Here is a 22028-nt window from a genome sequence, read left to right as displayed (position 1 = left end):
TCAGTCGACGGTCACGTAGTCGGGGCCCCAGTAGGTGCCGGTGGCGAGCTTGTTGCGCTGCATGAGCACGTCGTTGAGCAGCGACGACGCCCCGAACCGGAACCAGTCGGGGTCGAGCCAGTCGGCGCCCGCGGTCTCGTTGACCGCGACGAGGTACTTGATGGCGTCCTTCGACGTGCGGATGCCGCCCGCGGGCTTGACCCCGATCGGCACGCCCGTCAGCGCGCGGAAGTCGCGCACGGCCTCGAGCATGACGATCGTCACCGGGAGCGTCGCCGCGGGCGAGATCTTGCCGGTGCTCGTCTTGATGAAGTCGGCCCCCGCGAGCATCGCGAGCCAGGACGCGCGGCGCACGTTGTCGTACGTGGCGAGCTCGCCCGTCTCGAGGATGACCTTGAGGTGCGCGTGGTGCCCGTTCGCCCGGCACTCCTCGCGCACGGCGACGATGTCCTCGTAGACCTGGGAGTAGCGACCCGAGAGGAACGCGCCGCGGTCGATGACCATGTCGATCTCGTCCGCGCCGGCCTCGACGGCGTCGCGCGTGTCCGCGAGGCGCACCGCACGGCTCGCGCGCCCGGAGGGGAACGCGGTCGAGACGGCGGCGACCTTGACGCCCGTCCCGGCGAGCGCCTCCACGGCGACGGGGACGAGGTCGTTGTACACGCACACGGCGGCAGCGGAGGGACAGGTCGGGTCCGCGGGCTCGGGGCGCACGGCCTTCGCGGCGAGCGCGCGCACCTTACCGGGCGTGTCCGCGCCCTCGAGCGTCGTGAGGTCGACCATGCGGATGATCGTGTCGAGCGCCCAGGCCTTCGAGGTCGTCTTGATCGACCGCGTGCTCAGCGCCGCCGCGCGGCCGTCCGCGCCGACCTTGTCGACGCCCGGGAGCCCGTGGAGGTAGCGCCGCCAGGCGGTGTCGTCGAGGCTGGCGGACCCGGTCACGGAGCGCGCGAGATCGGCGATCTCGGAGGCGGACCGGTCGGCGGCGCCCGGGGTCGCCGGCGCCGTCCCGGTGCCCGCCCGGCCGGTCTCGGCGACCGACGTCGGTGTCGTTGTGCTCATCGCACCAGGTTACCCGTCGGTACGCCTCGGCGAGCCGACCGGCCGGAGGCTCCAGTGTCGGCTCCGGTGTCAGGCGACGGGTTCGGCCCTGTCGAGGAACCAGCAGTGTTTGTCGCTGCGCTCGCACTCCGCGACCATCGCGCGCTCGATCACTTTGCCTCGAGACCCGTCAGCGTGAATGAGCCACTGCAGGGGCTTGTTGTAGAAGCGAAGGGCGCCTCGGCAGGTCGGGCACTCCCCGGTGAACCGTGCGAGCCCGAGCCGATGGTTCCATCCCGTCAGAGCGGGAAGGAAAGAGGGCCCGACGTGCTGAGTCTCGTGTTTCGCGACCCGTCGTAGCGCGAAGGTGACGATCGCACCGGCGGCGCACACGAGGAACACTGCTACTGCCCATGGTTCGGTCGAGGGAGCCAGGCGACCGGCGTTCAGCGACCGGATCAGAGGCGTGAACACTGATGCCCCACCGGCGAGCGAGACGATCCCGAGCGCGAGGCTGGCCCAGCCCAGAACTGACTGGGTGAGTGGGCTCGCCCAGTGCCACTTGACGGCGTACCTCGCCGACGGCTCGTCGGGAACCGACGGGGCGACGGTGATGTCGCCACCCGCCTGATAGATCGAACCGGTGACGCGGGCCTCGTGGACGCTGTTTTCCGTCCCGGCTGGCCCTGTTACGAGCGGGGTACCGCAGTTGTTGCAGAACCGAGCCTGCTCGTCCTGCGCCTGTCCGCACGATCGGCATGTCATCATTTCGTCCCCCTACGACGGCATCCTGAACTCGCAGGGGATTCTGTCGTGCGGCACTGACATCGCCTCGACGGCGAGGCTGTGCCCCGCCATCTTGGCCGGTCGCACGCCGCAGCGGGCGAACGCTCGTGGGCAGGACTCTCTATATGCCGAGCGCCCTCTGCATGTCCGCCTTCACGCGGTCGAGGCGGTCGCGCGCGGTGGCGCGGGCCGCGGTGAGGTCGTCGTGGGACGCGTCGGGGGCGACGGGCAGCACGACCTCGAGGTAGCACTTCACCTTCGGCTCGGTCCCGCTCGGGCGCACGATGACGCGCGTGCCGTCGGCGGTGAGGATCCGCACCCCGTCGGTCGGCGGCAGGCCGTCGAGACCGGCCGACAGGTCGGCGACGTCGGAGACGCCGGCGCCCGCGAGCGTGCGCGGGGGAGCGGAGCGCAGGTGCGCCATCGTGTCGCCGATGCGGTCGAGGTCGGTGAACCGCGCGGAGAGCTGGTCGCTCACGTGCAGGCCGTGCTGGCGCGCCAGGTCGTCGAGCGCGTCGACGAGCGTGCGGCCCTCCGCCTTGAGGCGGTTCGCGAGCTGCGCGACGAGCAGCGCGGCGCTGATGCCGTCCTTGTCCCGCACGTGCGCCGGGTCGACGCAGTAGCCGAGCGCCTCCTCGTAGCCGAACACGAGCCCGTCGACACGGGAGATCCACTTGAAGCCGGTGAGCGTCGTGGCGAAGCCGAGCCCGTGCGCGGCCGCGATCTTCCCGAGCAGTCGCGAGGACACCACCGAGCACGCGAGGACGCCCTGACCGCCGGAGGCCGCGACCCGGCGCGCGACGTCGTCGCCGAGGAGCGCGCCCACCTCGTCGCCGTGCAGCATGCGCCACCCGTTCGAGCGCGCGGTCTCCGCACCCTGGTAGGTACCGACGCGCGGGTCGAACACCGCGACGGCGCACCGGTCGGCGTCGGGGTCGTTGGCGAGCACGACGTCCGCGCCCGCGTCCTGCGCGACGGCGAGCGCGAGGTCCATCGCGCCGGGCTCCTCCGGGTTGGGGAACGCCACGGACGGGAAGTCGGGGTTCGGGTCGAGCTGCTCCTCGACCGGCACGACGGTCGTGAAACCCGCGTCGCGCAGCACGTGCGCGACCGTCTCGCCGCCCACGCCGTGCAGCGCGGTGGTGACGACCTTGAGACGCCGGGGCGCGCCGTCGGACAGCGCGAGGACCGAGCGCACGTACGCGTCGACGACGTCGTGACCCAGGACGGTCCAGCCCGAGCCCGCGCGGGGCACCGCACGGGCGGGCCCGACCGCGGCGATGGCGGCGGCGATCCGCGCGTCGTAGGGCGGCACGATCTGGGCGCCCTGGCCCGAGTCGGTGACGACGCGGCCGCCGAGGTAGACCTTGTACCCGTTGTCGGCCGGGGGGTTGTGGCTCGCGGTGACCATGACGCCGGCGTCCGCGCCGAGCCGGCGCACCGCGAACGCGAGGACCGGCGTCGGGAGGGCCGACGGGAGCACGAGGACCTCGACGCCCGCCGCGGTGAGCACCGCCGCGCTGTCGACGGCGAACGTCCGCGAGCGGTGCCGCGCGTCGAACCCGACGACGACGCGCGGGCGCGACGCCCCGCCTGCGCCCGCGGGCCCGAGCGCGTCGAGCAGGAACGCGCCGAGACCGGCCGCCGCGCGGATCACGACCGCGCGGTTCATGCGGTGCGGGCCGGCCGCCATGCGGCCGCGCAGGCCCGCGGTGCCGAACTCCAGGGGCCCGGAGAACCGGTCCTGCAGCTCGGCGAGCGCCGCGGCGCGCACGTCGTGCTTGCGCGGGTCGGGCGAGTCGGCGAGGTCGAGCAGACGCCGGAGCTCGTCCTGGTCGCCCGCGTCGACGTCGTCGTCGATCCACGCCGCGACGCGCTCGAGGAAGGCGGAGCGGTCGGTCCCGGGGTCGAAGGCGGGGTCGTCCGCGGCGTCCGCCGCGTCCCGGTAGCCCGTCGTACGGTCCGTCATGTCACACCAGCTTCGCGATGTCGGCCAGGAGTGCGCTGATCCGGGGCCCCGCGGCCTGGCCGGCCTCGATGACCTCGGCGTGGGAGAGCGGCGTCGGGCTGATGCCCGCGGCGAGGTTCGTCACGAGCGAGACGCCGAGCACCTCGAGACCGCAGTGGCGGGCCGCGATCGCCTCGAGCGTCGTCGACATGCCGACGAGGTCCGCCCCGAGGATCCCCGCCATGCGGACCTCGGCGGGGGTCTCGTAGTGCGGTCCCGGGAACTGCGCGTAGACGCCCTCCGGGAGGGTCGGGTCGACGCGGTGCGCGAGCTCGCGCAGCCGCGGCGAGTAGACGTCGGTGAGGTCGACGAACGTCGGCCCCTCGAGCGGGCTGCGCCCGGTGAGGTTGATGTGGTCGGAGAGCAGCACGGGCGTGCCCGCGCCCCACTCCTGGCGCAGGCCGCCGCACCCGTTCGTGAGGATCACCGTCTCGGCGCCGGTCGCCGCGGCCGTGCGCACCCCGTGCACGACGGCGCGGGCGCCCTTGCCCTCGTACAGGTGGGTGCGCGAGCCGAGCACGAGCGCGTGCCGCACGGAGCCGTCGGCGCGCTCGACGCGGATCGAGCGCGTCACCGACAGGTGGCCCGCGACCGCGGGCGCCGAGAACCCGGGGATCTCGTGCGTCGGGACCTCCGCGACGACCTCGCCCAGGAGCTCCGCGGCGCCGCCCCAGCCCGAGCCGAGCACGAGGGCCATGTCGTGCCCGTCGACCCCGGTGGCCTGCGCGATGTGGTCGGCCGCGGCCCGGGCCACGAGGAACGGGTCGGTCGCGGGGTCGTCGAGCGGGGGTGTGCTCGCAGGCGTCGTCGTCATGGTCGCAAGGCTAGTCCGTCCGGGGAGGCGTGACGCGGCGAGCGGAGCGCCCTCCGCACGCCCCTGACCGGCCCGGGCGTCTCGCATGCTGACACCGCAGGGCGCGACGGCCTGACAGAATGTCCGGCGTGACGCACGCGAGCATCGACCACCAGGCCACCCGCATCGTCGTCCTCGGAGGTGGGCCCGGCGGCTACGAGGCCGCTCTCGTCGCCCGCCGGCTCGGCGCCGACGTCACGGTCGTCGAGCGGCAGGGCCTCGGCGGCGCGGCGGTCCTCACGGACGTCGTCCCGTCCAAGACCCTCATCGCCACGGCGGACTGGATGACCATCGCCGAGCGCGCCGCCGAGCTCGGCATCCGCCTGCCCGTCGACACCGCGAAGGCGCAGCACCCCGCGATGCGACGCCACATCGTCGACCTGGAGGCCGTGAACTCGCGCGTCATGGCGCTCGCGGCCGCGCAGTCGGCGGACATCCACGCGCGCCTCGAGCGCGAGGGCGTGCGCGTCGTGCTCGGCGAGGGTCGGCTCGACGGCCCCGAGCGCGTCGTGGTCGACGCGCCCGACGGCGGCGACGGCCCGCTCGTGCTCGACGCGGACGTCATCCTCCTCGCCGTCGGCGCGACGCCCCGCGTCCTGCCGACCGCGCAGCCGGACGGCGAGCGCATCCTCACGTGGACGCAGCTCTACAACCTGTCCGAGCTGCCGGAGCGGCTCGTCGTGGTCGGCTCGGGCGTCACGGGCGCCGAGTTCGCGGGCGCGTACAACGCGCTGGGCTCGGACGTCGTCCTCGTGTCGAGCCGCGACCGCGTCCTGCCGGGCGAGGACGCGGACGCGGCCGAGCTGCTCGAGGGCGTGTTCCGCTCGCGCGGGATGACCGTCATGTCGCGCTCGCGCGCCGAGTCCGCCGAGCGCACGGCGGACGGCGTGCGCGTGACGCTCGCCGACGGCCGGGTCGTCGAGGGCTCCCACGTGCTCATCGCGGTCGGCGCCGTCCCCTCCACGAGCGGCATCGGCCTCGAGGAGGCGGGCGTGCGGCTCACCCCGAGCGGTCACGTCGAGGTCGACAAGGTGTCGCGCACGTCCGTGCGCGGCGTGTACGCCGCGGGCGACTGCACGGGCGTGCTGCCGCTCGCGTCCGTCGCCGCGATGCAGGGGCGCGTCGCGATGTCGCACGCGCTCGGCGACGCCGTGACGCCGATCAAGCTGCGGACCGTCGCGGCCAACATCTTCACCGCGCCCGAGATCGCGACCGTCGGGTACAGCGAGGAGCGGCTCAAGGCGCAGAACAGCAAGTACGTCACGACGATGCTCCCGCTCGCGCGCAACCCGCGCGCGAAGATGCTCGGCATGCGCGACGGCTTCGTCAAGCTGTTCGCGCACCCCGAGGCGGGGGTCGTGCTGGGCGGGGTCGTCGTCGCGCCGCGCGCGAGCGAGCTCGTGTTCCCCATCACGCTCGCCGTCTCGCACCGGCTCACGGTCGACGACGTCGCGTCCGCCTTCACGGTCTACCCGTCGCTCTCGGGGTCGATCGCGGAGGTCGCGCGCATGCTCCACCAGCACGAGAGCTGAGCGCGGGCGCGCGGCGCGGCCCGTCGGGGCGAGGGCCGCGCGGCCGGCTCGTCAGAGGCGGCCGTCGAGCCGCAGGCTCCCCTCGGCGTACGCGAGCTCGGTGAGCTGGAACCCGGGGAACGTGTGCTCGAGGACGCCCCCCAGCAGCGCCTGCACGTCGACCGCGACGCGCAGCTCGGGCAGCACGCGCACGGCCTGCGGCGGCAGCCCGCGCGACCGCAGCGCGCGCTGGACGGGGGCCTCGACGAAGCCGAGGAGCTTGTGCGCGGGCAGCCCCGCCGCGTTCGCCTCGACCGCGAGGACGGCCGTGCCCGCCACGACGGACTCGACGTGGAGCGTCGCGCGCACGACCGGCACGAGGCGCGCGGCGAGCCGCAGCGCCGACGGCGGGTCCGGGACCTCGCGCAGGTCGGCGACGACGCGCACGTCGTCCCCCTCGCCGATCACCGAGCGCACGAACGGCGGCAGCCCGCCCGTCGCGCGCGCGATCTCGACGGCCTCGGTCACGGTCAGCTCGATGCGCACCCGTCGACCCTAACCCTGCCCTGCGGCGCGGCGGGGGCGGGGACCGCGGTCAGTCTCGGGCGCGGATCTCGGCGAGCAGCGGCCGGTGGTCGGACGCCGTCACGTCGAGCACCGCGAACGAGCGGAACGTCACGGTGTCCGAGCCGAACATCCAGTCGATGCGGTGCGCGGGGGCGACGGCGGGCGAGGTGAGGGCGTCGGGGTCGCCCGCGACGTCCTGCCCGCTCTCGAGGCCGTGCTCCTCGACGAGCGCGATCTCGTCCCAGCCCGGCTCGGCGTTGAGGTCGCCCGCGAGCACCGTCGCGCCCTCGACGGGCTCCTCGGCGAAGAGCGCCGCGAGCTGGTCGAGCCGCGTCGGCGTGCTCTCCTCACGGTGCTGCAGGTGCACGGACGTCACGCGCACGGGCACGCCCGCCGCGTCGACCGTGGCGGACACCGCGGAGCGCTCCTGCGGCCCGGCGCCGTACGGCAGCGCGTGGCGGGCGACGTCGGCGAGGTCGCCGCGCAGCGGGTCCCAGAGGATCGCGTTGCCGAACTGCCGGTCGGCCGCGGGCACGAAGACGACGCGCATGCCCGTCGCACGCGCGAGGTACGTCGCCATGTCCGCGCCGCCGCCGAGCACCCACCCGCGCGAGACCTCCTGGAGGGTCACGACGTCGGCCCCCGACTCCTCGATCGTCGTGACCATCTCGTCGAGCCGCACCGACGGGTCGGCGCTCACGCCGTAGTGCAGGTTCCAGTCGAGGACCCGCAGCTCGCCGACGGGGTAGTCGGCCACGGCCGACGTCGTGGTGGGCACGTGCGCCTGCGACGTGCCGACGAGCGCGAGCACCGCGACCACCGCGGCGAGGACCGCGGCCGCCCCGAGGCCCGGGATGCGCGTGGTCGCGGGGGCGGCCTCCGGGGTGCCGCGCGCGCGGAGCCCGGCGACGACGGCGGGCACCGCAAGCGCGACCGCGGCGGCGACCGGCACGAGCGTGTGCGGGACGGGCAGCGGCACGTCGTACTCGAGCTGGTACCCGAGCAGCGGCACGACCGTCGTCAGCCCCGCGACGCTCGCGGCGCCCGCGAGCCGGAGCCAGGTGAGCGGGCGCGCGGGCCGCGTGAGCGCGAGCGCGAGGGTGCGCGCCGCGGCGGGGGCGAGGAGCACGAGGAGGACGAGGAGCGCCCAGCCCCCGACGGTCCCGGGGCCGTCGGTGCGGGGCACGGCGAGGAACACGACCGCGACGCCCACGACGAGCAGCGCGGGGGCCGCCCACGGCGAGCCCGGTCGGGACGCGCGGCCCGCCCACGGCACGAGCCACGCGGTGAGCGCGGCGGCGACCGCCACGCCGGCGACGGCGAACGGCAGGGCGACGCCCGCCTGCGACGCCGCGAACGCCGGGTTGGCGAGCGCCTGCACGGTGAGCGCGAGGAACGGGCCGAGCACCCACAGCCCGCGCGCACCGGGGAGGGCGGTGCGGCCGCGGAGCAGCCACGCGCACGTCCCGGCGGCACCCGTGACGGCGACCGTCACGACCCAGCCCGCGACGTCGGCGCGCCAGTAGGCGTCCCACGTCCCGAGCACCGTGCTCAGCGCCGCGGCGAGCAGGGCGCCGAGCGTGACGCCGAGCGCGACGCGCGAGCCGCGCGCGAGCACGACCCCCGTGCGGGAGGGGGCCGCGTCCGCGCCGGGGCCCGTCTCGTCCGCGCCCGGGTCCGCGCCCGCAGCGGTCTCGCGGCCGGCCCCGCTCACGAACGCGGCGACGAGCACGAGCACGCCGATGCCGAGCGCGACGGAGGCGAGGCCCACGCCGTACCGGACGAGCCCGAGGTCCACGCCCGCGGCGATCGCCGTGCCGAGGCCCTGCACCGCGAGCCGGGCCACGACGAGCGACGCGACCGCGAGCAGCACGACCTTGCCCGTGAGCTCGAGGCGGGCCGCGATCATCACGACGAGCACACCGGGCGCCGCGTACGTCGCGAGCGCCGTGAGCGCCACGGTGACGACGCCCGCCGTGAACGCGTGGTCGAGCAGGGGACCGCTCGACCGGACGAGCTCGACGACGACGGCCGTGACGGTCGCCAGGAGGACGAGGGGGACGAGGTCGCGGCGGTCCGGCCGGGCGGCGGACCGGGGCGACGCGGGCTGCGCTGCGCTCACGAGGGCAGACGCTACCGGGCGGTCGGTGTGATCCGCACCACACGATCGGGTCTTCCGTGCCAGACTGGGGGATCGGCTGCGACGGCGCGCCACCACCTCGGCGCGCGAGGAGGCGAGGACGTGGAGACGACCGCGGACATCGACCGGCACGCGGCGGGCGCGGACGACGCCCCGGCCGCGACGGGCAGCGAGCGCATCGGGCACTGGGTCGCGGGCGGCGTGCGCGACCGCGCCGAGCGGTACGGGCCCGTGCACGACCCGGCGACCGGCGCGGTCACGGGACAGGTGGCGCTCGCCTCCGCGGCGGACGTCGACGCCGCGGTCGCGGCGGCGCGCGACGCGTTCCCCGCGTGGCGCGCGACGAGCGTGTCCCGCCGCGTCGAGATCCTCTTCGCGTTCCACCAGCTCCTCGTCGAGCACAGGGACGAGATCGCCGCGGCCGTGAGCGCCGAGCACGGCAAGGTGCTGTCGGACGCCGCCGGCGAGGTGGCCCGCGCGCTCGAGTGCGTCGAGTTCGCGTGCGGGATCGGCCAGCTCCTCAAGGGCGGGTACACCGAGCAGGCGTCGTCGGGCGTGGACGTGCACGAGGTCAGGCAGCCGCTCGGCGTGGTCGCGGGCATCACGCCGTTCAACTTCCCGGCCATGGTGCCGCTGTGGATGATCCCCAACGCGATCGCGTGCGGGAACACGTTCGTGCTCAAGCCGAGCGAGCGCGACCCGTCGGCGTCGCTCGTCGTCGCGCGCCTGCTCCAGGAGGCGGGCGTCCCGGACGGCGTCGTCAACGTCGTGCAGGGCGACCGCGTCGCGGTCGAGCGCCTGCTCGAGCACCCCGACGTCGAGGCGGTGAGCTTCGTCGGCTCGACGCCCGTCGCGCGCCGCGTGTACGAGACGGCGACGCGCCACGGCAAGCGCGTGCAGGCGCTCGGCGGCGCGAAGAACCACATGGTCGTCCTGCCCGACGCCGACGTGGACGTCGCGGCGGACGCGGCGGTCTCCGCGGCGTACGGGTCGGCGGGCGAGCGCTGCATGGCGGTGTCGGTGCTCGTCGCGGTGGGCGCCGTGGCCGACCCCCTCGTCGAGGCGATCCGCGAGCGCGTCGCGCGCCTCGTCGTCGGGCCGGGCTCCGACCCCGCGTCGCAGATGGGGCCGCTCATCACGGCCGAGCACCGCGACCGCGTCGCGGCGCGCGTGGGCACCGCCGCCGAGGAGGGCGCGACGCTCGTCGTCGACGGCCGCGAGGCCCCCGACGGCGCACCCGACCTGGGGCAGGGCTTCTTCCTGCGCCCCACGCTCGTCGACCACGTGCGCCCGGAGCACACGGTGTATCGCGAGGAGATCTTCGGGCCCGTGCTGTCCGTCGTGCGCGCGCAGACGTACGACGAGGCCCTCGGGCTCGTCAACGACAACCCGTACGGCAACGGCGCCGCGATCTTCACGCGCGACGGCGGCGCGGCGCGCGCGTTCGAGGTCGACGCCCGGGCCGGGATGATCGGCGTCAACGTCCCCATCCCCGTGCCCGTCGGCTACTACTCGTTCGGCGGCTGGAAGAGCTCGCTGTTCGGCGACCTGCACGTCTACGGGCCCGAGAGCGTGCAGTTCTACACGCGCACGAAGGTCGTCACGACGCGCTGGCCCGACCCGTCCACGGCGGGCGTCGACCTCGGCTTCCCGCGGACGCGGTGACGGCAGCGCGGAGCGGAGGACGCCGATGACCACGGACCAGGAGGCGAGGCGCCGGGCCGCCGAGCGGTCGCGCACGCGCGCCGACGACCGGTACGTCTTCCACTCGTGGTCCGCGCAGGGCGCGATCGACCCGCTGCCCGTCGCGGGCGGCGAGGGCGCCTGGTTCTGGGACGAGGACGGCAACCGCTACCTCGACTTCGCGTCCCAGCTCGTCAACCTCAACCTCGGCCACCAGCACCCCCGCCTCGTCGCGGCGCTCCAGGCCCAGGCCGGGCGGCTCGCGACCGTCGGCCCGACGTTCGCCAGCGACGTACGGGGTGAGCTCGCGCGCCTGATCGCCGAGCGCGCGCCCGGGTCGAGGGGCGCCGCCGGGACGGACGGTGCGGCCGGCGCCGCGGCAGGCGACGACCGGCGGTGGCGGGTCTTCTTCACCAACGGTGGGGCGGACGCCGTCGAGAACGCGGTCCGGCTCGCGCGCCTGCACACCGGCCGCGCCAAGGTGCTCTCGGCGTACCGGTCGTACCACGGCAACACCACGACGGCGATCTCCCTCACGGGCGACCCGCGACGCTGGCCGAACGAGGTCTCGCCCGACCCGCACGTGCGCCACTTCCTCGGCCCGTACGCCTACCGCTCCGCGTTCGGGGCGCGCGACGACGCGGAGGAGGGTGAGCGCGCGCTCGCCCACCTGCGCGAGGTCGTGCAGCTCGAGGGGCCGGGGACGGTCGCGGCGATCCTGCTCGAGACGATCGTCGGGACCAACGGCGTGCTGATCCCGCCCGACGGCTACCTCGAGGGCGTGCGGGAGCTGTGCGACGAGCACGGCATCCTCCTGGTGACCGACGAGGTCATGGTCGGGTTCGGCCGGGTGGGCGAGTGGTTCGCGGTGGACCGGTGGGGCGTCGTGCCCGACCTCGTGACCTTCGCCAAGGGCGTGAACTCCGGCTACGTGCCGTTGGGCGGCGTGATCATCGGCGAGCACGTCGCGCGCACGTTCGACGACCGGGTCTTCCCCGGCGGGCTCACGTACTCCGGCCACCCGCTCGCGTGCGCGGTCGGGGTCGAGTCGGTCCGCACGTTCGAGGACGAGCGCATCCTCGACCGGGTGCGGACCCTCGGCGCCGATGTCGTCGGGCCTCGGCTGCGCGAGATCGCGGACCGGCACCCCAGCGTCGGTGAGGTGCGCGGCCTCGGGTTCTTCTGGGCGGTCGAGCTCGTGCGCGACCGCGCGACGCGCGAGCCGCTCGTCCCGTTCAACGCGAGCGGGGCCGCCGCCGCGCCCATGGGCGCCGTCGTCGCGGCCGTCAAGGAGCGGGGCGTGTGGCCGTTCGTGCACTTCAACCGCCTGCACGTCGCCCCGCCGCTCGTCACGTCCGCCGAGGACCTGGAGCACGGGCTCGCCGCGATCGACGAGGCGCTCGACGTCGCCGACGGGTACGCCGGGGTGGCCACGTGACGGCCCGGCGACGCCGCACCGAGCGGGACCGACCCGCACCCACGTCCGAGGAGGGCTCATGACCACCGTGCGTGCCGCGCTCACCCAGGTCCGCTGGACGGGTGACAAGGAGTCGATGATCGACGTCCACGAGAAGCACCTGCGCGACGCCGCCGACCAGGGCGCGCGGCTCGTGTGCTTCCAGGAGCTGTTCTACGGGCCGTACTTCTGCCAGGTGCAGGACGCGGCGTACTACGCGTACGCGGAGTCCGTCCCCGGGCCCACGGTCGAGCGGTTCTCGGCGCTCGCGGCCGAGCTGGGGACCGTCGTCGTGCTGCCCGTGTACGAGGAGGAGCAGCCGGGCGTGCTCTACAACACCGCCGCGGTGATCGACGCCGACGGGCGCTACCTCGGCAAGTACCGCAAGACGCACATCCCGCACGTGCGCGGGTTCTGGGAGAAGTTCTACTTCCGGCCCGGCAACCTCGGCTACCCGGTGTTCGACACCGCCGTCGGGCGCGTGGGCGTCTACATCTGCTACGACCGGCACTTCCCGGAGGGGTGGCGCGCGCTCGGGCTGAACGGCGCGGAGATCGTGCTCAACCCGAGCGCGACGAGCCGCGGGCTCTCCAACTACCTGTGGAGGCTCGAGCAGCCGGCGGCGGCGGTGGCCAACGAGTACTACGTCGGCGCGATCAACCGCGTCGGCGTCGAGGACCTGGGCGACGACGACTTCTACGGCACGTCGTACTTCGTCGACCCCGAGGGCGCGTTCGTCGGCGACACCGGCGACGACCACGAGGAGGAGCTGATCGTGCGCGATCTCGACATGGACCTGCTGCGCGTGGTGCGCGACCGGTGGCAGTTCTACCGGGACCGGCGCCCCGACGCGTACGACGACCTCACCCGGCCGTGAGCGGACCGCGCGGCACCGGACCTCGAAGGGAGACCACGCGATGGCGCACACGCTGATCCGGGGCGGGACCGTCGTCGGGCCGACGGGCTCGGCGCCCGCCGACGTGCTCGTGGACGGCGAGCAGGTCGCCGCGCTGCTGCGGCCGGGGGACACGAGCCTCGGCGCCGACCTCGCCGCGACCGCCGAGCGCGTCGTCGACGCGACGGGCAAGTACGTGATCCCGGGCGCTGTCGACTGCCACACGCACATGGAGCTGCCGTTCGGCGGGACGAACGCGTCGGACACGTTCGAGACCGGGACGCGCGCCGCGGCCTGGGGCGGCACGACGACGATCGTGGACTTCGCCGTCCAGCGCACCGGCGAGCGCGTCCAGGACGGGCTCGCCGCGTGGCACGCGAAGGCGGACGGCAGGTGCGCGATCGACTACGGGTTCCACCAGATCCTCGGAGGCGTCGACGACGACTCGCTCAAGGCCATGGACGAGCTCGTGGCGGAGGGGATCACGAGCTTCAAGCTCTTCATGGCGTACCCGGGCGTGTTCTACAGCGACGACGGGCAGATCCTGCGCGCGATGCAGAAGGCACGCGACAGCGGGTCGGTGATCATGATGCACGCGGAGAACGGCATCGCGATCGACGTGCTCGTGCGCGAGGCCCTCGACCGCGGGGACACCGCGCCGTACTTCCACGGCACCACGCGGCCGTGGGAGACCGAGCAGGAGGCGACGCACCGCGCGATCATGCTCGCGCGCCTCACCGGCGCGCCGCTGTACGTGGTCCACATGTCCGCGAAGCAGGCCGTCGCGACGCTCGCCGAGGCGCGCGACGAGGGCTGGAACGTGTTCGGCGAGACGTGCCCGCAGTACCTGTACCTCTCGCTCGAGGAGCAGCTCGGCGCGCGCAGCGACGAGTGGGGCGACTTCGAGGGCGCCAAGTGGGTGTGCTCGACGCCGCTGCGCTCGCGCGCCGAGGGCCACCAGGACGAGCTGTGGCGGTACCTGCGCACGGGCGACCTGTCGGTCGTGAGCACCGACCACTGCCCGTTCTGCATGAAGGAGCAGAAGGAGCTCGGCCGCGGCGACTTCTCGAAGATCCCCAACGGCATCGGCGGGGTCGAGCACCGGCTGAACCTGCTCTACCAGGGCGTCGTCGACGGGCGCATCACGCGCGAGCGCTGGGTCGAGCTGTGCTGCACGACGCCGGCGCGCATGTTCGGCCTCGACGGCCGCAAGGGCGTGCTCGCCCCGGGCGCCGACGCCGACGTCGTCGTGTACGACCCGGCCGGCCGCACGTCGATCGGGTACGAGGCGACGCACCACATGAACATGGACCACTCCGCGTGGGAGGGGTTCGAGGTCGACGGGCACGTCGACGTCGTCATGTCGCGCGGACGCGTCGTCGTCGAGGACGGCACGTACCACGGCAGCCCCGGGCACGGGCGCTTCCTGCGCCGCGGGCTGTCGGCGTACCTGCGGTGAGGAGGGCACGTGGACCTCGGGGTGGTGCTGCAGAACGACCCGCCCGCGTGGCGGGTCGTCGACCTCGCGCGCCAGGCGGAGACGTACGGCTTCTCGCACGTGTGGACGTTCGACTCGCACCTGCTCTGGGAGGAGCCGTTCGTCGTCTACTCCCAGATCCTCGCCGCGACGCACCGCGTCAGGGTCGGGCCCATGGTGACCAACCCCGCGACGCGCGACGTCACGGTCACGGCGTCGCTCTTCGCGACGCTCAACGAGATGTTCGGCAACCGGACGATCTGCGGCATCGGGCGCGGCGACTCCGCGGTCCGCGTCATCAACGGCCGCCCCGTCACGCTCGCCCAGCTCCGCGAGGCGATCGGCGTGATCCGCGGCCTCGCGTCGGGCGAGGCCGTCGAGTACAAGGGCTCGACCCTGCGCCTCCCGTGGAACCCCGACTCGCGGCTGCCCGTGTGGGTCGCGGCGTACGGGCCCAAGGCGCTCGCCCTCACGGGCGAGGTGGGCGACGGCTTCATCCTCCAGCTCGCCGACCCCGACGTCGTCGCGTGGTCGATCGCCGCTGTCCGGTCCGCGGCCGAGCGCGCGGGCCGCGACCCGGACGCGGTGCGCGTCTGCGTCGCCGCGCCCGCGTACGTGACGAGCACCGCGCCGTCGAACGGGGAGTCCGGCCGCCGGGCGCTCGCGCACGCCTACGACCAGTGCCGCTGGTTCGGCGGCATGGTCGGCAACCACGTCGCGGAGATCGTCGCGCGCTACGGCCCCGGCGGCGCCGAGGAGAGCGCGGGCGTGACCATCCCGCACGCGCTCACCGACTTCGTCGCCGGCCGCGAGGGCTACGACTACAACGAGCACGGGCGCGCGGGGAACACGCACACCGCGTTCGTCACCGACGAGATCGTCGACCGGTTCTGCGTCGTCGGCCCGCCCGAGCGGCACGTCGAGCGCCTGCGCGAGCTCGCCGCGCTCGGGGTCGACCAGTTCGCCGTCTACCTGCAGCACGACGCGAAGGACGAGACGCTGCGCGCGTACGGCGAGACGATCGGCCCGGCGGTACGCGGAGCCGTGCGCACGCGCGAGTGACGGACGGGGGCCGGCCCCGCTGCGTCCGGGCGGGTCCGACGCGGCCCCGGGCGCGGAGGGCTCACGTGACCGAGCCCACGTGACGCCGCGCCCGCGCGGGACCTTCGGCCCTGTCCGGCGGGGCGCGGGCATTCCTACGGTCGGGACCGTGGAAAACCCTCGGGGCGTGACGAGCCGGACCCCGTTCCGCGCGCTGCTCGTCCTGCCCGCCGGCGTCGCGCTGCTCACCGGGCTCGCGACCGGGCTCGCCCTGCTCGGGCTGCCGTCCCCGGTCCCCGCCGAGCGCGTCCAGGACGCGCACGGCCTGCTCATGGTGCTCGGGTTCGTCGGCACGCTCGTCACGCTCGAGCGCGCGGTCGCCGCACGACACCCGGCCGCCTACCTCGCACCCGCCGCGCTCGGGCTCGGCGCCCTCGCCCTGCTCTCGCCCGCGCCGCGCGCGCTCGGCCAGGGGCTGCTCGTCGCCGGAACGCTCGGGCTGGTCGCGATCTACGCGGTGCTCTGGCGGCGCCAGCCCGCGACCGCGACCGCGGTCCAGGCCGCGGGCGCCGTGCTCGCGGTCGGGGGAGCGGCGCTGTGGGCCGCGGGCGTCGCCGTGCCGGACCTCCTGCCGTGGCTCGTCGGGTTCGTCGCGTGGACCGTGCTCGGCGAGCGCGTCGAGCTCGCGCGGCTGGAGATCGACGACCGGACCGAGCGCGGCGTCCTCGCCGGGGCGCTGGTCTTCGTCGGCGCCGCATGCCTCGCGCTGCTCGCCCCCGCGCCCGGGTACGCGCTCGCCGGGGCGGCGCTCGCGGCGTCGGCCGTCGTGCTGGCGCGGCGCGACGTCGCACGGCGGACCGTCCGCGCCTCGGGGCTGCCGCGGTTCGCGGCCGCGGCGATGCTCGCGGGCTACGCGTGGCTCGCCGTCGCGGGAGCGGCCTGGCTGCTCCTCGCCGCCGGCGCGGGACCGGCCGGACTCGGCCCGGGGACGACGCTGCGCTCCGGCACGACGTACGACGCCGTCGTGCACGCCGTGTTCCTCGGCTTCGGGCTGTCGATGATCATGGCGCACGCGCCCCTGATCCTCCCGGCCGTGCTGCGCCGCCCGCTCCCGTACCGCGCCGCGATGTGGGCGCCGCTCGTGCTCCTGCACGCGACGCTCGCGGTGCGGGTCGCGGGGGACCTCGCGGGGGCGGGGCCCGCCGCCGTCGCGGCCGTCCGCGTCGGCGGAGCGGGCAACGTCGTCGCGGTGCTCGGCTTCGTCGGGGTCGCGCTGTGGTCCGCGCCGGGCGGGGAGCGCGCGGCCCGGCGCTCGCGCGCGGACGGGCGCCTCGACCCCGCCGCCTCGGGGGACCGGTCCGCGGCCCCTTCCGACCACGGCGCTCCCGCCGTGCTGCCGATCGCTCCCGGACGGTGACCGTGCCCGCCTCGCCCCAGCGCCCGTCGCTCCTGTCGGCCCGCCCCGCCGGACCGCTCCCGGGCACCCAGAAGGTCGGCGGCACCGGCCGGAACCTGTGGGTGCACGCGCTCGTCCTCGCCTGGTTCGTCGCCGAGGCGGTGCTCGTCGTCGTGCACCGGTTCGTGCCCGAGGCCGTGTGGCTCATGGTCCACGTGCTCATGCTCGGCGCGGTGAGCACCGCGATCCTCGTGTGGAGCCAGCACTTCGCGGACACGATGCTGCGTCGGCAGGCACCTGGGGGCCGTCCGCTGCACGTCGCGCGGCTCGCGGCGCACACCGTCGGCGCGCTGCTCGTCGTCGCCGGGCTGCTCACCGAGGTGTGGGCGCTCGTCGTCGCGGGCGGCGTCCTCGTCGCCGCAGGCGCGCTCACGCACGCGGCCGTCCTCGCGCGGCAGGCCCGGGGCGCGCTCCCGTCGCGGTTCGGGGGCCTCGTGCGCTACTACGTGGCCGCGGCGGTGTGCCTGCCCGTGGGCGTGACGTTCGGCGTCCTCATGGCCCGCGGCGGCGCCGGGACCGAGGCGTACGGCCGCGGCTACGTCGCGCACGTGACCCTCAACGTGCTCGGGTGGGTCGGGCTCACGGTCCTCGGGACGCTCGTGCTGCTGTGGCCCACCGTGCTGCGCACACGCATCGAGCCCGGCGCCGACGCCGCAGCCCGGCGCGCGCTGCCCGTCCTGCTGGCGGGCGTCCTCGTCGTCCTCGCGGCGTGCGCGACCGGGTGGCTGCCGCTCGTCGCCGTGGGGGCCGCGGTCGTGCTGGTCGGCACGGGCACGGTCGTGCGGCACCTCGTGGCGCAGGGCCGCGCAGCCCAGCGCGGGGCGTGGGGGTTCGCGGCCTGGAGCCTCGCGGCGTCGGTCGTGTGGTTCGCGGGGAGCGTCGCCGCGTTCGGCGTCCGGGTCGCGACCGCGCCGTCGTGGGCCGCGGCGCAGGACGCGGTCGGTGCGCTGCTCGCACCGTTCGTCGTCGGGTTCGCGGCTCAGGTGCTGCTCGGGGCGCTCACCTACCTCGTGCCCGTGGTGCTCGGCGGAGGCCCGGCGCGCCGGCGGCGCACCGAGGCGGTCGTCGGCGCCGGCGGGCTGTACCGCGTGGTCGTGGCCAACGGCGGACTCGCGCTGTACCTCCTGCCGCTGCCGTCGTGGGTGCGGGTCGTGCTGTCGCTCGGGGGGGTCGCCACGTCCCTCGCGTCCCTCGTGCCCGCGCGGCGCGCGGGCGGCGGGGCGCGCGCCGCCCCCCCGGCCCCCGGGCCGGGCGCGGGCGCGGGGCCGGCGGCGGCCACGGCGCGCGACGACGCGGCGCGCGCGGTCGCGGCGCGTCGGGACGCGCAGGCGCGACGGCCGCGCGCCGGGGCGGTGACCGCGGCCGTGGCGACGCTCGCGCTCGCCGTCGTGGGCGGCGTGGCCGCGGACCCGGTCGCCGCCGGGGTCGGATCGGGCGGGACGTCCGGCGCGGCGACCAGCACGGCCGCGGGCGGCACGACCGTCGTCGTGACCGGCCGCACCACGACCGTCGAGGTCGAGGCGGCCGACATGCGGTTCGTCCCGGACGTGATCCCCGTGCCCGCGGGCGACCGGCTCGTCATCGAGCTCACGAACACCGACGACGACGTGCACGACCTCGTGCTCGCCGACGGCTCGACGACGGGTCGCGTCGCGCCGGGGGAGACCGTGACGCTCGACGTGGGCGTCGTGGTCGGCGACCTCGACGGCTGGTGCTCCGTGGCCGGTCACCGGCTCATGGGCATGACGCTCACGGTCGACGTCGGTGACGTCGGTGACGTCGGTGACGGCGGTGACGGGGGGACGTCCGCGGCCGGCGCGCCCTCCGTGGGCGCGCACGCGGGTCACGGGACGACGGGCGAGGGGTCGCTCGGCGCGTCCGACGCCGACCTGATGGGCGGGCCGGGCGACGGGTTCGTCGCGCGCGACGCGGCGCTCGCACCCGCGGAGACCGACCCGGCCGGCGACCCGGTGGTGCACCGGCGCACGCTCACGGTGACCGAGGCGGTGCAGGAGGTCGCGCCGGGCGTCGAGCAGACGGTCTGGACGTTCGACGGGACCGCGCCCGGGCCGGTGCTGCGCGGGAAGGTCGGCGACGTCTTCGAGATCACGCTCGTCAACGACGGGACGATCGGGCACTCCGTGGACTTCCACGCCGGAGCGCTCGCGCCCGACGAGGCGATGCGCACCATCGCGCCGGGCGAGTCGCTGACCTACCGCTTCACGGCCACGCGAGCCGGGATCTGGATGTACCACTGCTCGACCATGCCCATGTCGCTGCACATCGCGAACGGCATGTTCGGTGCGGTGATCGTCGACCCGCCGGACCTCGCGCCCGTCGACCGGGAGTACGTCGTCGTGCAGTCCGAGCTCTACCTCGGCGCCCCGGGCGCGTCCGCGGACGACGCGAAGGTCGCCGCCGCGGAGCCCGACCTCCTCGCGTTCAACGGCTACGCGAACCAGTACCGGTACGACCCGCTCGCGGCCCGCGTCGGCGAGCGCGTGCGCGTGTGGGTGCTCGACGCCGGGCCGAACCGCCCGAGCGCGTTCCACGTCGTCGGCGGGCAGTTCGACACGGTGTTCCACGAGGGCGCGTACGCGCTCCCCGCCGGGACGTCGGGCGGCAGCCAGGTGCTCGGCCTGCTGCCCGCCCAGGGCGGGTTCGTCGAGCTCGCCTTCCCCGAGGCCGGGACCTACCCGTTCGTCACGCACGCCATGTCCGACGCCGAGCGTGGCGCCGCGGGCGCGTTCGCCGTGACGCCCTGACCGGCGCCCGCCGGCGCGGTCGTCCGCGCCCCCGGCCCGCAGACCCAGCACCCCACCCGGCGCTCGCGCCACGACCAGGAGGACCAGCATGGCCGCAGAACCGATCGAGATCACCGAGCCCCCGCAGCACGGGGCCGCGCACGAGGACGCGCACACGTGCGCGTGCGCGCACGACGACGCCGAGATCGTGCTCGACGTCCGCACGATCCCGCACGCCGTGCGCCACGGCGTCGTCTTCGGCGCGCTCGAGGCGCTCGCGCCCGGGGACGGGCTCGTGCTCGTCGCGCCGCACGACCCGCTCCCGCTGCTCGCGCAGCTCGAGGGCCGCGAGCCCGGGGCGTTCGACCGCGAGTACCTCTCGCGCGAGGCGAGCGAGGTGAGCATCCGCCTCACGCGCCGGCCGGTGCCCACCCAGGGCTGAGCCCTGGTCGACGGCGGTCCGCGCACGACGACGCCCGGCGGCACGGGGAAGGCCGCCGGGCGTCGTCGCGCCGTGTCAGGGTGCCGTCGGGGGCTCCCAGCCGCGGCGCGGGGCGCGTCCCGGCGCCGTCGTGGCCCGGCGCCGGTAGACGACGTACGGGCGCGTGAGGTAGCCGAGCGGCGCGGAGAACACGTGCACGAGGCGCGTGAACGGCCACAGCGCGAACAGCGCCATGCCGCACAGGACGTGGACCCGGAACGCGAGCGGGACGTCCGCCATCAGCGACGGGTCCGGCTGGAACGTGAGCAGCGAGCGGACCCACGGCGAGATCGACCCGCGGTAGTCGTACCCGGCGCCGAGGACCTGGTGCTGCACCGTCGCGAGCGTGCCGAACCCGATCGCCGCGCCGAGCACGACGTACAGGAGCTTGTCCGTGCGGGTCGTCACGCGGAACACCGCACCCGAGAGGCGGCGCCGCAGCACGAGGATCACGAGCCCCGCGACGGTGAGGACCGCCGCGAACGTTCCCGCGACGGTCGCGACGAGGTGGTAGGCGTGCTCGTCGACGCCGACCGCCTCGAGCCACGGGCGCGGCACGAGGATGCCCACCACGTGCCCGCCGATGACCATGAGGATGCCGACGTGGAACAGCGGCGAGCCGAGGCGCAGCCAGCGGCTCTCGTAGAGCTGCGACGAGCGCGTGGTCCAGCCGAACTGGTCGTAGCGGTACCGCCACACGTGGCCGACGACGAACACCGCCGCCACCGCGTACGGGACGGCCACCCACAGCAGGACGTCGAGCGGGCTCATCGTCGGGTCTCCTCGGTCAGGCTCGGGATCGTGGCGAACGGCGTGAGGTGGGACAGGTCGCTCAGGCCGACGAGCTCGGTGGGCGGTCCCGCGGCGACCAGGTCGCGGAAGCGTGCCGCGGTCGCGGACTGCATCGCGGGCAGCGTCGCGACGAGCGCCGCGACGACGTGCGCCCACGGGCTGCGCAGGGTCTCGAGCGCGGCGCGCAGCACCTCGATGCCGTCGCGGTGCGCGTCGAGCACGACGCCGGCGATCTCTCCGTCCGTGCGCGCGGAGAGCTCGAGCACCGTCGGCAGGTGGTCGGGCAGCTCCGAGCCGTCCGTCTCCCAGCCCGCGGCGCGGAACGCCTCGACGAACGTCACGAGCGCGGCGCCGCGCTTCCGGGTGTCCCCGGCCGCGTAGTACGACAGGTAGAGCGAGCACCGCCGCTTGAGGTCGAACGTCGTGACGTACGCGGCCTGGAGCTCGCCGAGCGACAGCGGCGCCGTCGCGTCGAGGAACGCGCGCAACGGCCGACGCACGCCGGGGGACAGCCCCGCGACGACGTCCTCGACGTCCGCGCGGTGGGCGACGGTCTCGGCGGTGGGGTAGTCGAGCAGGATCGAGATGACGGTGTGCGCGGCGCGGCGCTCGGCATCGGGCAGCGGACCGGACGACGCCGCACCGAGCCCCGCCGTACCGGGCCCCGCCGCGCCGGCCGACGTGCTCGCCCGCGACCGGGTCGCGCGGCTCATGCCGCACCGCCCGACGGCTCGGGGCCGCCCGCGGGCCGCGGCGGCGGGAAGAGCCCGCCCGGCGCGCCGTTGCCGTCCCAGTTGAGCAGGTTGACCCGGCCCGACGTGGACGGCGTGTACGGGCTCGTGGCGCGCTCCTCCGCGCCGACCGCGTGGAAGGACTCGCCGGTCGTCGGCCCCGCGCCCCCCATCCCCGGTCCGCCGTCGTAGTCCAACGAGCACGCCATGCCCGTGAGCTTGCGGGCGATCTCGGTGTGCGCGGTCGGGATGACGTACCGGTCTTCGTACTTGGCGATGGCGAGGAGGTGGTACATGTCCTGGATCTGGGTGCCGGTCATGCCGACGGCGGCTGCGGTCTGTTCGTGGGGGTCGTGGCCGAGGTTG

At 75.3% G+C, this 22028-nt stretch carries 17 protein-coding genes and 1 pseudogene; 9 read left to right on the top strand and 9 right to left on the bottom strand.

What is annotated here, in order from left to right; translation table 11 throughout:
- The 4 genes from deoC to GYH36_RS08110 all read right to left on the bottom strand — a co-directional run bounded on the left by deoC (window position 1) and on the right by GYH36_RS08110 (window position 4649).
- Window positions 1-1062, bottom strand: coding sequence for a deoxyribose-phosphate aldolase (gene deoC, locus GYH36_RS08125; RefSeq protein WP_162289594.1), 1062 nt, complete (start codon window positions 1060-1062; stop codon window positions 1-3).
- Window positions 1063-1131: 69 nt separating this feature from the next.
- A complete protein-coding gene (locus GYH36_RS08120) occupies window positions 1132-1809 on the bottom strand; it encodes a zinc ribbon domain-containing protein (RefSeq protein WP_162289593.1) in 678 nt (225 codons plus the stop codon).
- Between the two features lie 139 nt (window positions 1810-1948).
- The gene (locus GYH36_RS08115) at window positions 1949-3796 is read right to left on the bottom strand and encodes a phospho-sugar mutase (protein WP_162289592.1); all 1848 of its coding nucleotides are present in this window, start codon (window positions 3794-3796) and stop codon (window positions 1949-1951) included.
- Between the two features lies 1 nt (window position 3797).
- Window positions 3798-4649 carry a purine-nucleoside phosphorylase gene (locus tag GYH36_RS08110; protein ID WP_162289591.1) on the bottom strand — a complete coding sequence of 284 codons (852 nt, stop codon included), beginning with the start codon at window positions 4647-4649 and terminating at the stop codon, window positions 3798-3800.
- Window positions 4650-4768: 119 nt separating this feature from the next.
- Here GYH36_RS08110 and GYH36_RS08105 point away from each other — a divergent pair, with 119 nt between their 5' ends.
- The gene (locus GYH36_RS08105) at window positions 4769-6220 is read left to right on the top strand and encodes an NAD(P)H-quinone dehydrogenase (protein WP_024841163.1); all 1452 of its coding nucleotides are present in this window, start codon (window positions 4769-4771) and stop codon (window positions 6218-6220) included.
- A gap of 51 nt (window positions 6221-6271) precedes the next feature.
- Here the strand turns inward: GYH36_RS08105 and GYH36_RS08100 are convergent, their stop codons facing one another.
- Both GYH36_RS08100 and GYH36_RS20035 read right to left on the bottom strand, forming a co-directional pair.
- Complete coding sequence (locus GYH36_RS08100) at window positions 6272-6745, bottom strand: hypothetical protein (RefSeq protein WP_024841164.1); 474 nt, start codon at window positions 6743-6745, stop codon at window positions 6272-6274.
- 49 nt (window positions 6746-6794) lie between these two features.
- A complete protein-coding gene (locus GYH36_RS20035) occupies window positions 6795-8888 on the bottom strand; it encodes an endonuclease/exonuclease/phosphatase family protein (protein ID WP_024841165.1) in 2094 nt (697 codons plus the stop codon).
- Window positions 8889-9026: 138 nt separating this feature from the next.
- Here GYH36_RS20035 and GYH36_RS08090 point away from each other — a divergent pair, with 138 nt between their 5' ends.
- From GYH36_RS08090 to GYH36_RS08055, 8 genes are all read left to right on the top strand, one after another.
- Window positions 9027-10571, top strand: a complete 1545-nt coding sequence (locus GYH36_RS08090) for a CoA-acylating methylmalonate-semialdehyde dehydrogenase (protein ID WP_376739814.1) — start codon at window positions 9027-9029, stop codon at window positions 10569-10571.
- Between the two features lie 25 nt (window positions 10572-10596).
- A complete protein-coding gene (locus GYH36_RS08085; protein WP_115942265.1) occupies window positions 10597-12027 on the top strand; it encodes an aspartate aminotransferase family protein in 1431 nt (476 codons plus the stop codon).
- Between the two features lie 58 nt (window positions 12028-12085).
- Entirely contained in the window at window positions 12086-12922 is an 837-nt protein-coding gene (locus GYH36_RS08080; RefSeq protein ID WP_024841168.1) for a nitrilase-related carbon-nitrogen hydrolase, read from the top strand.
- 40 nt (window positions 12923-12962) lie between these two features.
- A complete protein-coding gene (gene hydA, locus GYH36_RS08075; protein ID WP_024841169.1) occupies window positions 12963-14399 on the top strand; it encodes a dihydropyrimidinase in 1437 nt (478 codons plus the stop codon).
- 9 nt (window positions 14400-14408) lie between these two features.
- The gene (locus GYH36_RS08070; protein WP_024841170.1) at window positions 14409-15479 is read left to right on the top strand and encodes a TIGR03842 family LLM class F420-dependent oxidoreductase; all 1071 of its coding nucleotides are present in this window, start codon (window positions 14409-14411) and stop codon (window positions 15477-15479) included.
- A gap of 166 nt (window positions 15480-15645) precedes the next feature.
- A complete protein-coding gene (locus GYH36_RS08065; RefSeq protein WP_179151514.1) occupies window positions 15646-16875 on the top strand; it encodes a DUF8744 domain-containing protein in 1230 nt (409 codons plus the stop codon).
- Between the two features lie 2 nt (window positions 16876-16877).
- Window positions 16878-19679: a multicopper oxidase domain-containing protein gene (locus GYH36_RS08060; protein ID WP_312028561.1), complete on the top strand. Its 2802-nt coding sequence runs from the start codon at window positions 16878-16880 to the stop codon at window positions 19677-19679.
- Between the two features lie 88 nt (window positions 19680-19767).
- Window positions 19768-20100, top strand: a complete 333-nt coding sequence (locus GYH36_RS08055; protein WP_024841173.1) for a DUF2249 domain-containing protein — start codon at window positions 19768-19770, stop codon at window positions 20098-20100.
- A gap of 75 nt (window positions 20101-20175) precedes the next feature.
- Here GYH36_RS08055 and narI read toward each other — a convergent pair whose 3' ends face one another.
- From narI to narY, 3 genes and pseudogenes are all read right to left on the bottom strand, one after another.
- A complete protein-coding gene (gene narI / locus GYH36_RS08050) occupies window positions 20176-20910 on the bottom strand; it encodes a respiratory nitrate reductase subunit gamma (RefSeq protein WP_024841174.1) in 735 nt (244 codons plus the stop codon).
- Window positions 20907-21644, bottom strand: coding sequence for a nitrate reductase molybdenum cofactor assembly chaperone (gene narJ, locus GYH36_RS08045; protein ID WP_024841175.1), 738 nt, complete (start codon window positions 21642-21644; stop codon window positions 20907-20909). The genes narI and narJ overlap by 4 nt, the downstream gene beginning before the upstream one ends.
- A pseudogene (gene narY, locus GYH36_RS08040) lies at window positions 21641-22028 on the bottom strand (nitrate reductase subunit beta); the annotation flags it as partial. The pseudogene narY and the gene narJ, both read right to left, overlap by 4 nt.

Origin of the sequence: Cellulosimicrobium composti, assembly GCF_010287905.1 — a bacterium.
Classification (GTDB): Bacteria; Actinomycetota; Actinomycetes; order Actinomycetales; family Cellulomonadaceae; genus Cellulosimicrobium; species Cellulosimicrobium composti.
This window is presented reverse-complemented; position numbering and strand designations above follow the sequence as displayed.

What these genes read in the sequence shown, in the direction of transcription:
- deoC (WP_162289594.1), bottom strand. Translation starts at nt 1,062, where the DNA reads ATGAGCACAACGACACCGACGTCGGTCGCCGAGACCGGCCGGGCGGGC.
- GYH36_RS08120 (WP_162289593.1), bottom strand. Translation starts at nt 1,809, where the DNA reads ATGATGACATGCCGATCGTGCGGACAGGCGCAGGACGAGCAGGCTCGG.
- GYH36_RS08115 (WP_162289592.1), bottom strand. Translation starts at nt 3,796, where the DNA reads ATGACGGACCGTACGACGGGCTACCGGGACGCGGCGGACGCCGCGGAC.
- GYH36_RS08110 (WP_162289591.1), bottom strand. Translation starts at nt 4,649, where the DNA reads ATGACGACGACGCCTGCGAGCACACCCCCGCTCGACGACCCCGCGACC.
- GYH36_RS08105 (WP_024841163.1), top strand. Translation starts at nt 4,769, where the DNA reads ATGTCCGGCGTGACGCACGCGAGCATCGACCACCAGGCCACCCGCATC.
- GYH36_RS08085 (WP_115942265.1), top strand. Translation starts at nt 10,597, where the DNA reads ATGACCACGGACCAGGAGGCGAGGCGCCGGGCCGCCGAGCGGTCGCGC.
- GYH36_RS08080 (WP_024841168.1), top strand. Translation starts at nt 12,086, where the DNA reads ATGACCACCGTGCGTGCCGCGCTCACCCAGGTCCGCTGGACGGGTGAC.
- hydA (WP_024841169.1), top strand. Translation starts at nt 12,963, where the DNA reads ATGGCGCACACGCTGATCCGGGGCGGGACCGTCGTCGGGCCGACGGGC.
- GYH36_RS08055 (WP_024841173.1), top strand. Translation starts at nt 19,768, where the DNA reads ATGGCCGCAGAACCGATCGAGATCACCGAGCCCCCGCAGCACGGGGCC.
- narI (WP_024841174.1), bottom strand. Translation starts at nt 20,910, where the DNA reads ATGAGCCCGCTCGACGTCCTGCTGTGGGTGGCCGTCCCGTACGCGGTG.
- narJ (WP_024841175.1), bottom strand. Translation starts at nt 21,644, where the DNA reads ATGAGCCGCGCGACCCGGTCGCGGGCGAGCACGTCGGCCGGCGCGGCG.